We start from the raw sequence: 12,943 nt of genomic DNA, 5'->3' as shown, positions 1-12,943 counted from the left end.
GTATACTCCAAAATTCCATAATCAATTGAACTTCGCTAAGGATACCTCCTCTATCAAATAAATACACCCTGATTTTACTAGGTCTATTAGATGTTAAAGGCCAAAATATGGTAATGTTCAATCATTATTACGATTAATGTAGAGAGTACCCTAATGGATTGCTGCGCAACTCAAGGTTTAATTCCAGTAGAAACCGCTTTAGAAACCTTATTATCTCAAGTTTCTCCGGTATCAAATACCCATTCTTTAGCTCTTGCTGATGCAATTGGCTTTGTATTAGCTGAAGATATTCGTTCTCCTATTAATGTTCCTCCATTTGCTAACTCGGCAATGGATGGCTATGCGGTACGTATTGCTGATTTAGAGCAGTCATTAACTTTACCTGTTGCTGGTAAATCTTTTGCAGGCATTCCTTTTGAAGGTGAATGGCAACCACAAAGCACTGTTCGTATTATGACTGGCGCTAAAATCCCTGAGGGTTGCGATGCTGTCATTATGCAAGAGTTAACCACTGAAACAAATGCAGGTATTACCTTCGAATTAAACCTTGCTGATGTAAAACCGCAAGCAAACATCCGTCCGATTGGCGACGATGTATCTCAAGGCCAAACTGTGCTAGCTAAAGGTCACCGTTTAACGCCACGTGATATTCCGTTAATTGCATCATTAGGTATTAATGATATTCCCGTAGTAGATAAGCCAAAAGTCGCTTTCTTCTCTACTGGTGATGAACTTAAGCCCCTTGGTCAACCACTAGAAGATGGTCAAATCTACGACAGTAATCGCTACGGTATTAAAGTATTAATTGAACGTTTTGGTTGCGAAGCGATCGATCTTGGTATTATCCCTGACTGCCCAGAAACACTAAAAGAAGTGTTCTTAAAAGCAGATAAAGAAGCCGATGTGGTAATTACTTCTGGCGGTGTAAGTGTTGGCGAGGCGGATTACACTAAAGATATTTTGGATGAATTAGGTCAAATCGGCTTTTGGAAATTAGCCATTAAACCGGGTAAACCTTTTGCTTTTGGTCAATTACCAAATTCTTACTTCTGCGGTTTACCTGGAAACCCAGTATCAGCAATGTTGACCATGTATGTACTTGTACAGCCAATGCTTGCAAAACTTGCGGGTCATACAAAATGGGAAGCGCCAAAATCAATTCCAGCAAAAGCAACGTCTGCATTTAAAAAACATCCTGGCCGTACTGACTACCAACGTGGCATTTATTCTATTAATGAACAAGGTCAATTTGAGGTATCGACGACCGGTAATCAAGGTTCTGGCGCCTTCAGTTCAATGAGTATTGCCAATTGCTTCGTCGTATTAGAACGTGAGCGTGGCCGTGTTGAAGCCGGTGAAACGGTTAACATCGAACTTTTCAACGCATCACTATACTAAGAGCTTATTCATGAGTGAATTAACTGATAATGAAATGCTTCGCTATAACCGTCAGATCATCTTACGTAATTTTGATTTTGATGGCCAAGAAGCATTAAAGGCAAGCTCTATACTTATTATTGGTGCCGGTGGCCTTGGTTGCGCATCCAGCCAATATTTAGCGGCGGCGGGTGTTGGTACTCTAACACTTGTTGATGATGACTGCGTTGAACTTTCAAACCTGCAACGTCAAGTATTGCACTGTGATGAGACCATTGGTGAAAAGAAAGTGGTATCTGCTAAAATGGCGTTAAATCGAATTAACCCCAACTGCCACATCAACACCGTAGATAAACGTCTATCTGATGACGAATTACGCTCATTAATTGCATCTCATGATCTAGTACTTGATGGTACTGATAATGTTGATACACGTAACCAATTAAACCGCTTATGCCACGAATCTAAGACACCATTGGTTTCTGGTGCAGCTATTCGTATGGAAGGCCAAGTAAGTGTTTATACTTATCAAGATGATGAACCTTGCTACCAATGCTTGAGCAGTTTATTTGGTCAACAAGCATTAACTTGTGTTGAAGCTGGAGTGATGTCACCTGTTGTGGGAATTATTGGTTCCGTTCAAGCACTAGAAGCGATAAAAGTATTAGCCAACTATGGTCAACCTTTAATCAGCAAACTTCTCATTTTAGATGCCCTATCGATGAATTGGCGTGAAATGAAGCTGGCTAAAATTCCTAATTGCTCTGTTTGTGGTCACTAAAAATACATTTAATTATTTATTTAAAGGCGGTAAACCTATTAAAAGTTACCGCCTTTTCTATTTTCAAACACCATAAATTCCCTAATAAAAACAAATACAAATATAATTCCCCTCTCTCAGAGCTGCAAGAATCAGAGCTAAATCTCTTCCCCATGTAATACACATTTAAGAAAAGTGAAATATAACTGTCACATAACTTTCCTAAAGTGACCTCGTCAACTTAATTACGGCATGAATGCCAGACAAAGGAAATGAAAATGAAAAAGTCAGTAATCGGCGCACTAGCAATTATTAGTTCAGTAGTAGCAGCACCAACTTTAGCAAAGGAAACCATTTCTGCTGTTGGTTCAAGCAGTGTAACTCCACTTATGGAAGTTTTTTCTGAAACATACATGAAAGAACATTCAAATGTATTTATCGAAGTTCAAGGCCCTGGCTCTTCAGCTGGTGTTAAAGCAGCAAAAAATGGTTCTGCTGATTTAGGTATGTCTTCTCGCAACTTAAAATCAGATGAGAAAGATCCTGCACTTAAAGAGCTTATTGTTGCTCACGACGGTATCGCTGTTGTTGTAAACCCAAATAACAAACTTAAGGGTCTAACATCAGAGCAAGTGACGGCTATCTATAAAGGTGAAGTTAAAAACTGGAAAGAAGTGGGTGGCGCAGACAAGCCTGTTGTTGTAATTACTCGTGATACGGCTTCTGGTACTCGTGGCGCATTTGAAGACATCATGAGCCTGAAGAAAAAAGTATCAGGCATGAAAGTATCAGCAATTTCACAACGAGCTCAAGTTGCTAACGGCAATGGTGCACTAAAAACAATGGTAGCAAGTAACCCATACGCAATTGGTTACATCTCTTTAGGTACTGTTGATAGCTCTGTACACGCACTAGCAATTGATAACGTAGAACCAAGTGTTGCAGACATCAAAAACGGCACTTACAAAGTATCTCGTCCATTCCTTGTTCTATACAAAGAAGGTAAACCATCAGCTGAAGCTCAAAAATTCCTTGATTGGATGACAGCTGAAACAGCACAAAACCTTGTTGAAAAGAAAGGCTACATCTCAGTTAACTAATTTCTACCCTATTGCCTGACCTGCGAAGGTTGGGCATTTTTCCATTTCGAATTTTTCGACATGTGAGTATTTATTATGACCATCGCAATGAATAATCAAAGCACAGAAAATCAAGTAAAACCATCGAACAATCCACTACGAGAAAAAAAGCGCGTGGATTGGAGAGAACGTATTTTTCACGGTTTATTTTTAAGTTGTGCTGTTATTGGTATTGTTTCACTAGCGACTATCGCTTACTTCATCATTAAAGAAAGTATTCCTGCATTTCAACAAGCTGGTGTAAGCGGCATTGTATTAGGCCAAGATTGGCTACCACCGGCATTATATGGTGTATTCACCATGATCGTTGCATCAATTGTATCTACTTTTGGTGCAGTATTAGTTGGTGTTCCTGTTGGTATTTTAACGGCTATTTTTATTGCAGAAATAGCACCAAAACAAGTCGCTGATATTATTCGACCTGCCGTTGAACTATTAGCTGGTATACCATCGGTTGTATACGGCTTCTTTGGCCTAGTTATTATTGTTCCATTAATTCAAGACATATTTCAAGTCCCTGCAGGTAACACCATTCTTGCTGGTATTATCGTTCTTGGTGTAATGATTCTTCCTACTGTAATCACCGTATCAGAAACGTCTATTCGTGCTGTACCGTCAACATACAGAGAAGGCTCACTGGCACTTGGGGCTTCTAAAATATTCACTATTTTCCGTATTCTTCTTCCTGCCGCTCGTTCAGGTATCATGACAGGCGTTATTCTTGGTATCGCTCGTGCACTGGGTGAAACCATGGCAATCATCATGGTAATGGGTAACGCCCCAGCAATGCCTGAAGGAATTTTAGATTCAGCACGAACATTAACCGCAAACATCGCAATTGAAATGTCATACGCAAGTGGCATTCACGCCAACGCTCTGTACGCAACCGGTGTGGTATTGCTTGTATTTATCATGTCTCTTAATGGCATTCTTCTTTACTTAAACCGTGAAACGGCGAAATAAGATCATGAATAAATTAAAAAAACAGCGTCAAATAAAAGACCAAATTGCTTCAGGATTTATTTGGTTATCAGCTGCAATTACCGTAGGTTTCCTATTTTGGATTATCTGGTACATCCTTTCGAATGGCATGCAACACGTAAGTTGGTCATTCATTACAGATAACTACACAAGAACAGGTGAAGAGCACGGTATCTTCCCTATGATAGTTTCAACGTTATACATGGTACTTGCTTCAATTGCTGTCGCAGCACCACTTGGTATCATGACAGCTATTTACCTAACCGAATATGCAAAGGTAGGAAGCAAATTAGTTAAAGCTATTCGCTTCTGTACTGAATCGTTAGCTGGCATTCCATCGATTATCTTTGGTCTGTTTGGTATGACTTTCTTTGTCGGTATTTTAGGTCTTGGCTTCTCTATCTTATCTGGTGCTTTAACACTGAGTATTTTAATACTACCCGTTATCATTCGTACAACAGAAGAAGCGTTAATGGCTGTACCTCAAACATTTCGTGAAGGTTCATACGGACTTGGTGCATCAAAAATTTATACAATTTGGCGCTTAATTTTACCAAGTGCAATGCCAGGCATTTTGACTTCCGTTATTTTAAGTATTGGTCGTGTTATTGGTGAGTCTGCTCCCGTGTTTTTGACCGCTGGTATGGTTGCACGTATTCCCGATTCATTACTGGATTCAGGACGTACACTAACCGTTCACCTTTATAAGTTAACCACTGAATTATTTACTATCGACGAGTGGAACCAAGCTTACGGAACGGCAACCGTACTTATCGTTCTTGTCCTTGTCATTAATATGCTAACCAAGCTATTGGCTCGAAAAATTAATAAAGCATCTTACTAAAATATAACGTTATCAAATTAAATCAGTCGCACGACAATAAGTTGCGGCTGATAAGGAAAATACAATGAACAAATTTAATATTGAAAACCTAGACCTTTTTTACGGACAAAACCAAGCGCTTAAAAACATCAACTTGCCAATTCCAGCAAAACAAGTAACGGCACTAATTGGCCCTTCTGGCTGTGGTAAATCAACATTGTTGCGTTGTTTAAACCGAATGAATGATTTGATTGAAGGCGTAAAAATCACAGGTCTTGTTAATCTTGATGGTAACGATATTTACGGAAACATTGATGTAGCAGATCTTCGTATCAAAGTAGGTATGGTATTCCAAAAAGCAAACCCATTCCCAATGAGCATTTACGAGAACGTTGCTTATGGCTTAAAAGCTCAAGGCGTAAAAGATAAGAAAGTGCTAGATGCAGTCGTTGAGAAATCATTACGTGGTGCTGCACTATGGGATGAAGTGAAAGATCGTCTTAAATCTCACGCTTTTGGTCTGTCTGGTGGTCAACAACAACGTCTTTGTATTGCTCGTACCATTGCAATGGAACCAGATGTCATCCTAATGGACGAACCAACCTCAGCTCTTGACCCAATTGCAACGCATAAAGTGGAAGAGTTAATGGAAACACTGAAGAAAGATTACACCATTGTTATCGTAACCCACTCAATGCAGCAAGCTCGTCGTATCTCAGATAAAACAGCCTTCTTCTTAATGGGTGAACTTGTTGAGCACGATGACACACAAATCATTTTCTCTAATCCAAAAGATGACCGTACACAAGGCTATGTTAACGGTGATTTTGGTTAATTAACACAAAGAATAATAACAAAGCGATGGAAACTCTTGCCCCTCTAGTTAGGGGCTTTTTTGTTGCAATCTAATATTTTTAATAAGAAAAAACTTAACTACTACAACTAATTATCAACATCTTTTATCTATTATATTTAAAACCAATATTTTTTGTTTTTTAGAAACTGGTTGTTTATATATAACCTTATGTAAAATATTTGAAATAAATGCTCTTTCCCATAAGTTAAAATTATTATAATCCAACAATATCGCGTCATTTATTTTTGTAAAAAAATCATTATCATTCATTATTTACCGTTATACTATTTAGAGCATAAATTTATTGATATAATATATTCTGTCTCTTTAATTTTCTTAAAATTTAAAATAACAATTCTATAAGACACCCCTCGATTCAATAATTCTCTTATTTCAACATTATTACAAAAACGTAAAGTAATAAAATATAAAAATCTTTAGTCATTAAATTGCTATTTTTAATTACATATATATTAACATCTTTTTTAATACTCATTACTGACAGTAACACCATATCTCCCATATCATAAGGTAAGTATTGATGTAATATATCGGATCTATAATTAGCAAGTGAATAAGACGTTCTATTATTAACTGTTGCACTACAAGAACTAATTAATAAAAATAAAATCACAGTGAAAAACAATTTATATAATACCATCTATATTACTGCTTCTTAGGTAATTCAAATCCTTTTATATTTTGAAAATTCTTATGTACAAATGATGAAGACATTGAAGATAACAATCCACTATAATCTAATTCAAATTTTACCTTTTGCCCTACAAATAATGGATATTTATTTGTTTCAACAACTAAATGATCACTTGTTGAAGACATTATATTTATACCTTCAGGAGCCTTAATTCCTGTTACAATTACATCTTGACGACCTAAAGCAATAATCGCTTGTAGTACTAAACCTCTATCGAAAATATCATCTTTTTCTCCAAAAGCATTATATCCCCTATCCCCCCAAGGTAGAGATGGTTTTATCTTTGATTCAATGACCTCTGCTGTCAAGGTTATAGCATCGGTAAATAGCCCCTTAATTGGTTTTTGATATAGAGAATCACATCCCAAGAATATTGACTCTCCGAGTCGAAGATGATTAATTCTTGTTTTATTTTTATTATTAAGAGCCCAATAAAGAGATGCAGAATTACCACCAGATATGATATCTAATTTAATATTAAACTTTTTTTCTAAACTATCTGCAAGATTTGATAACTGAGATATTTTTAATTTATTAGGAATAACACCATAACGACAGGCAAGGTTCATCCCTATTCCTTTAATAAGGATGTTTGGTAATTTTATTATTTTATAAAAAAAATCAAATAATTGATGAGGCATAACCCCTTCTCTAAGATCGCCAAGTTCTACCATAACAATCACTCCATGATTGACATTTAACTTACTAGCTTCTAATGAGAGTTTTTTTATTACTGAAACTTCAGTATTAAGACTAATATCACAATACTTAATTACACTTTTAACTTGACTAATCATTGGACTTCTAATCAAAATAGTTGGTATTTTGATTCCAGATGATTGTATTCTATCCATATTTTCAATACGAGAATCGGCTATCATATTCACGCCTGCATGTACTAACACATTAGTAATTATCGGATTACCCAAACATACTTTTGTTACTGGTGCTATTGATATCCCTTTTTTATATAACTTATTAATTAATGTTCGTGTATTAAGATAAATTTTAGTGCAATTAATATCTAACCGAGGGTAACTCATGTTTTTATTATCATGTTTTTTTCCAAATTTGGAAAAATAATTAACATCATTTTTAAAAAATCATCCGTAGGTTGATTTAAAGCATCAGTAACAGGAATATTCAATTGTTCTGAATACTCTTCAATAACAGCAGTAATTTCTTTCTGAGACATCCCTTCATGATTCAAAGTTAATCCGATAACAGACGTATTAGAAAATAATTCAATTAATTCAATTTCAGAAATAACAGATGGCATAAGCATTTCAGGGAAATCACTACGATGAAGTCGTTTAGGTGCATGCTGTAAAATCACACCGACCGGACAACTTCCTCGTAATATGAAAGCACTAGTAGAAAATGCCGGATGACTTAATGCACCTTGCCCCTCAATAATAATAAGATCTGGATTTTCTTTTTCATACGCTTCAACAATAACAGCTTCTAATTCACCCGCACAGAATTGAGAAGGTACAGCATCTAAAGCTACACTATAAGGAGCCCCTTGAATGATACCAGTCTGCCCTGTCGCAATCATAATAACTTTAAGCCCTTTCTCTTGTAATGTTTTTGTTAAAATAGTTGCAGTTGTTCGCTTTCCTATCGCGCAATCCGTTCCCATAACAGCAATACGTGGACAAAGTACATTATGAATTTTACCACTAAATGATTGTAGCTCTTTTTTATCTTTAGGTTTTCGAACATCAATAACATGCACATTATAATTTTTACTAGCAGTTATAAATTTAGTATCTTCGCTTAAAAATTCATGTACTCCACTCACAATACTCATATGTAGTGACATTGCATAAAGCATAATTTCTTTTTCTAAATCAGTTAATATTCCATTAGAAGGCGCAATACCAAAAATGAAGTAATCAGGAAGATCTTTTGCAAGCACAATAGCTTCTTTAATATCTGAAACTATAGGAATACCATTTTTTTCATCTCCAAGAACCTCACCTGAATCTAAGCCTGCTTTTGTACTATCAATAACAGAAAGGATTCTATAGTTATGAGAATGTCTTATAAGACCATTGGCTGTTTTCCCATCAATATTTCCAAATTGACCTTCACAATAAATAATAGCGGTAGGCGTTATTGGGTTAACTTGAGTAAATAATAAATCGAATGGCTTAGATGTGGAGTCAATCTCATCAGTAGATTTTATTACTGTATGGTGTATGGAATTTATGGAGCATTGGTTTAGTTTTAACATAATGATGCCTAATAATTTAAGGCTTAGAAGGGCAACTAGCAGATGCCGAATGTCATATCGGAAAGAACAAGAGGTCCCTACTAAGCTGTAGGGAGGAAAGCACACAATAGCATATGCTACTTAAATAGCTACAATTAAAAAATATTTAATCCAACAATAGCTACAATTCAGTTACATACCATCACCATAAATCAAAATAAACTGGTTATTACCCTCAGTAATAACAGAAACTTAGACACCTAAGAAATGTTTGCTAATTTGTTAATATATGTAACTAATTGGTTATACTTATGGACTTATCATATCGATTGTGAATAATAACTATAACTACATTGAAATTACGGATAATCATATGAAGTTATTGAGTTTTCTATTATTTATTTTCTTTTCTATTTCAGCTCATGCTGACAAGTCAGGGTATTACATAACGACTAACCTAGAAAATTCTTCTGTTACTTTTCTTGGCGTTCAAACCGATCTCGATCAAGGTTATAACATTAAAGGGGGTTATGACTTTCCTATCAGTGAAACCTTTTATATGTCCGTTGAATTAGAATACAACAACATGGGAGCCTTCGATTACGATTGGGCTGATGATAACGAATTTGCTAAAAGTCATATTGATGCACACTTCTTCGGCGCTAATCTGAAGTACCGAGCTTATGTTTTTGACTCCGACTTTTTCATCACCAGTATGTTTGGTTACGGTTATTATTATTTAGATATGGATGTTAACTTCTATCTAGAGGATGGTGGGAAAGGCTATATTGCAAATGGTTCTCAAAGCCGCAGTGCTCTTGGCTTATCTTATGGTTTTGAAGCCGGTTATGATTTTACTGAGCATCTTGCCCTAACTGTCGGTCACAATATTGCTAGAGCTATCATGGATGGCATTGGTTACGATTTTGGTACTTCATACCTAGGTTTAAGCTATAAATTCTAACTTTCTCCCGACATAACAAATTATTTGGATCATTTCATTCCATTTAAAATATGAGTACACTTGTTTTAATTATTACAACAGGTGTACTCCTATGAAAATACAATCTATTTTTGCTGCTAGCTTCTGTCTTCTTTCATCTATTTCAGCACATGCCGCTATTCAATTAACGATACCTGACGAAGTTGAACTGATTCTTGTTGATAACCAAGAAGTAAAGCTAGAGAGCTCATTCTTTTCTACTACGTCAACGCTTGATTTAGAAAATGGTAAACATCAAATTGTTTTTAGATATAATCCTGTATTCAAGCAAGGTAAAGATAACATCATTGTGTCAAGCGACATCATCGTCTCGACGTTTTCTGCAGAAGATAAACAAATAAGCTTTAAGTTCCCAACCTATAACTCTCCTGAAAAAGCCAAAGCATTTAATCATGATCTAAATTGGGAGTTAATAGATAAAAACAATAATAGTATTCCTTTCGCTCAGTCACAATTGATCTACAACGGAATGCAAGTTGGTCGAAATATTCAATTCGAAGTCGCAAAATTTAATACTACAGAGCACCCTGCAGCCTTTAAAGAAGGTATGCTTACCGTAACTCATAAAGAAATTAAAAATGAGCAAGGCGAAAATACAGCAGAACAAATGCTGCATTATTGGTATGAGAAAGCCGATCAAGCTACAAAAGAACGCTTCTTAAAATCAATTACTAATAAGTAAATTTATCCACATCAAAGGAATTGTATGGGTAAAAATGGACTTGGGTTTACCTTAATCGAACTCGTTATTGCAATTACTGTTATGGCAGTAATTGCAATTATCGCTATTCCAAAATTTTTTAGCTACACCTCAGAATCCTACGTTGCTCAAGCAGAAGGGATTGCTCAAAATTTTGAACAAAGTGTTCGATTAACCCAATATCGCTGGATTGCTAGTGGCAATTTACAGTCAGGAAATGATGTTCAAGGTTTTGCTAATGATCAGCTTGATGTAAACCTAAATGGCTTTCCTATTGGTATTAATAAAAACAATCCAATGGCACAACCAAATAATATTGGTAGAGGTAAGAAAGGGTGTAATGATCTTTGGAATACATTATTAAATGACCCACCTAGTGTATCCCACAAAAAAAAGGATGATGCTGATTTTCTATCAATACGTTATAGCAGTGAAGACAGTAGTTTTCAGGACGCTTGCTACTACATAAATAAGCATTACCAATACACAGCTGATCCGCTCACTTCTGGCATTGTTATTTCATATAACTCGACAACAGGCGAAGTTACTGTGATAACGCATTTATAAAAAAGGCTTATCAACTATGATAAGCCTTTCATTCTTAAAGTTAATATTACACTCTAAATTGCGACACCAATTGGTCTAATCGCTCACACTGCTCTGATAATAAAGCACAAGCGCTTTCTGATTGGTTTACCATTTCAACCATTTGACCGCTGTTGTCAGTAATTCGTTGAACGTTATTGTTAACATCTTCGCTCACTTGGCTTTGTTGATTAGCCGCCGTTGCAATATGTGTATTCATATCGTTCATAACAATAATGGCATTGGTAATTTGAGCTAACGATTGAGATGCTTGGTGAGCTAACTCTATTGTCTCGACACCACTCTGATTACTCGCATTAATTGCCTGAACTGCTTCTTTTGCACCAAGTTGCAGGCGTTCAATCATTTTTTGAATTTCACCAGTACTATCTTGAGTCTTACTTGCTAACGCTCTTACTTCATCAGCAACAACCGCAAAACCTCGCCCTTGTTCGCCCGCTCGAGCTGCTTCAATCGCCGCATTAAGTGCTAACAAGTTGGTTTGCTCAGCAATACCTTTAATCACATCTAAAATAGAGGCAATATTTGCAACGTCAGTATCTAGCGTTTGAATCACTTTTCCTGCTTGACTTATCTCATCCGCTAAGCTCTGAATTGAACCAACCGTTTGTTGAAGGATATTATCAGTAACCTCAGCTTCCGCTGTCGCTCCTTGACTCGCTTCTGCAGCGTCATTCGCATTTTCATTAACGGTAGCACTTGTTACTTGCATTTCATGTACTGCTGCTGCAACTACTTCACTCTCTTGTTGCTGATTCATCGAGAATTGAGCTACGTTTTGAGTTTGAGCTTTAATGCTTTCCATTTCAACACGAACGGCATTAGATGACACAATCACCTCTTGTACTGTACCGTGAATTTTAGAAATAAACTGATTGAATGCTTGAGCTAACTTTCCTAGTTCATCAGTAGAATCTACACTAATTCGTTTTGATAAATCACCTTCACCAGAAGCAACATCTGACATTGCACTTTCAAGTGAGCGAATTGGTTTTACGATCCAATTAATCGATAACCAAAGGGCTAACATAGCAACAATAATCGCACTAATCGCACCAACTTGAGACACCAGTTTCCCTGACGCTATGCCTGTTTGGCTCTGTTCCCTTAACTTAACTTGTTCAGCCATGATTAAACGACTGATTGATTTTAGCTGTTTTCTAATAACTTTAAATTGTGCCTCTAACTCTGCACTGTTTTGAGCATAATAAGCTTGGGCAGTTTCTGGGCGCTCAAATAACGGTTCATAGAGTTGAATCCATCTTTGGGTTGCCGTTATTAAAACAGTCAATTCTGATGCCGTATTCATAGGCAGAATCTGGTTGTCATATAAATCTTGTACTTTTTTCATTCTAGGAACGGCTTTATACGCATTATCTTTGAATTCAAATGTATGATGGTCGATATCTGCTTGAGACTTTGACAACATAAGACCTTGAGTTGCAGCGATAACTTGATAAAGATCGCGATAGGCATCTTCTAAGCTATCGTTAACCGGTTCAACTAACTCAACAAGAATATAATTCATTTCTGTCTGTTTATTTAAATTCACAATGTTCAAAACAGAAATCGCACTAAATAATAAAACAATAGCAATAATTGGCATTGCTATTTTATAACTGATTGATAAACGTCCAATTAGTTTCATAACCTCTCCTAAGGTGAACCAGTACTAATATTTTTTGGATATTATCAAATAAAATTAAAAACAGAATTATAAATAATGTGAATAAATGAAGAATATTTCATTCACGGAGCTTTTATA

At 36.1% G+C, this 12,943-nt stretch carries 13 protein-coding genes; 9 read left to right on the top strand and 4 right to left on the bottom strand.

Translation table 11 applies throughout. The annotated features are described in order from the left end of the window. Window positions 1–153 precede the first annotated feature (153 nt). The 6 genes from moeA to pstB all read left to right on the top strand — a co-directional run bounded on the left by moeA (window position 154) and on the right by pstB (window position 5,915). Window positions 154–1,398 (top strand): molybdopterin molybdotransferase MoeA, encoded by a 1,245-nt coding sequence (gene moeA, locus HC728_RS08830; protein ID WP_065598084.1) that lies wholly within the window; start codon window positions 154–156, stop codon window positions 1,396–1,398. Window positions 1,399–1,408: 10 nt separating this feature from the next. Beyond that, the gene (gene moeB, locus HC728_RS08825) at window positions 1,409–2,158 is read left to right on the top strand and encodes a molybdopterin-synthase adenylyltransferase MoeB (protein WP_065598085.1); all 750 of its coding nucleotides are present in this window, start codon (window positions 1,409–1,411) and stop codon (window positions 2,156–2,158) included. 257 nt (window positions 2,159–2,415) lie between these two features. Continuing rightward, window positions 2,416–3,237 carry a phosphate ABC transporter substrate-binding protein gene (locus tag HC728_RS08820; protein WP_017019751.1) on the top strand — a complete coding sequence of 274 codons (822 nt, stop codon included), beginning with the start codon at window positions 2,416–2,418 and terminating at the stop codon, window positions 3,235–3,237. Window positions 3,238–3,312: 75 nt separating this feature from the next. Then, on the top strand, window positions 3,313–4,239 hold the full coding sequence (pstC, locus tag HC728_RS08815) for a phosphate ABC transporter permease subunit PstC (protein ID WP_011262177.1): 927 nt from the start codon (window positions 3,313–3,315) through the stop codon (window positions 4,237–4,239). 4 nt (window positions 4,240–4,243) lie between these two features. Continuing rightward, window positions 4,244–5,101: a phosphate ABC transporter permease PstA gene (gene pstA, locus HC728_RS08810; protein ID WP_005419891.1), complete on the top strand. Its 858-nt coding sequence runs from the start codon at window positions 4,244–4,246 to the stop codon at window positions 5,099–5,101. Window positions 5,102–5,165: 64 nt separating this feature from the next. Continuing rightward, window positions 5,166–5,915, top strand: a complete 750-nt coding sequence (gene pstB, locus HC728_RS08805) for a phosphate ABC transporter ATP-binding protein PstB (RefSeq protein ID WP_005419893.1) — start codon at window positions 5,166–5,168, stop codon at window positions 5,913–5,915. 305 nt (window positions 5,916–6,220) lie between these two features. Here pstB and gspS2 read toward each other — a convergent pair whose 3' ends face one another. The 3 genes from gspS2 to HC728_RS08790 form a co-directional block, all read right to left on the bottom strand. Beyond that, complete coding sequence (gspS2, locus tag HC728_RS20400; protein ID WP_370539787.1) at window positions 6,221–6,358, bottom strand: type II secretion system pilot lipoprotein GspS-beta; 138 nt, start codon at window positions 6,356–6,358, stop codon at window positions 6,221–6,223. Window positions 6,359–6,602: 244 nt separating this feature from the next. Next, window positions 6,603–7,694: an alanine/ornithine racemase family PLP-dependent enzyme gene (locus tag HC728_RS08795; protein ID WP_081301956.1), complete on the bottom strand. Its 1,092-nt coding sequence runs from the start codon at window positions 7,692–7,694 to the stop codon at window positions 6,603–6,605. After that, on the bottom strand, window positions 7,691–8,890 hold the full coding sequence (locus HC728_RS08790; RefSeq protein WP_065640811.1) for a DUF1611 domain-containing protein: 1,200 nt from the start codon (window positions 8,888–8,890) through the stop codon (window positions 7,691–7,693). Before HC728_RS08790 ends, HC728_RS08795 begins: the two co-directional genes overlap by 4 nt. A 352-nt stretch (window positions 8,891–9,242) precedes the next feature. Here HC728_RS08790 and HC728_RS08785 point away from each other — a divergent pair, with 352 nt between their 5' ends. The 3 genes from HC728_RS08785 (at window position 9,243) to HC728_RS08775 (ending at window position 11,139) form a co-directional block, all read left to right on the top strand. Further along, window positions 9,243–9,833 carry a porin family protein gene (locus HC728_RS08785; RefSeq protein ID WP_012533752.1) on the top strand — a complete coding sequence of 197 codons (591 nt, stop codon included), beginning with the start codon at window positions 9,243–9,245 and terminating at the stop codon, window positions 9,831–9,833. Window positions 9,834–9,924: 91 nt separating this feature from the next. Further along, window positions 9,925–10,554 (top strand): DUF2057 family protein, encoded by a 630-nt coding sequence (locus tag HC728_RS08780; protein WP_054775945.1) that lies wholly within the window; start codon window positions 9,925–9,927, stop codon window positions 10,552–10,554. A 24-nt stretch (window positions 10,555–10,578) separates the two neighbouring features. Next, complete coding sequence (locus HC728_RS08775) at window positions 10,579–11,139, top strand: type II secretion system protein (RefSeq protein WP_065623209.1); 561 nt, start codon at window positions 10,579–10,581, stop codon at window positions 11,137–11,139. 46 nt (window positions 11,140–11,185) lie between these two features. Here HC728_RS08775 and HC728_RS08770 read toward each other — a convergent pair whose 3' ends face one another. Continuing rightward, a complete protein-coding gene (locus tag HC728_RS08770) occupies window positions 11,186–12,826 on the bottom strand; it encodes a methyl-accepting chemotaxis protein (protein WP_065623207.1) in 1,641 nt (546 codons plus the stop codon). Between the last annotated feature and the right edge of the window lie 117 nt (window positions 12,827–12,943).

The organism is Aliivibrio sp. S10_S31 (genome assembly GCF_014694495.1).
Classification (GTDB): domain Bacteria; phylum Pseudomonadota; class Gammaproteobacteria; order Enterobacterales; family Vibrionaceae; genus Aliivibrio; species Aliivibrio fischeri.
Note: the sequence above shows the minus strand (reverse complement) of the source record. Positions and strands in the feature narration are given on the sequence as shown.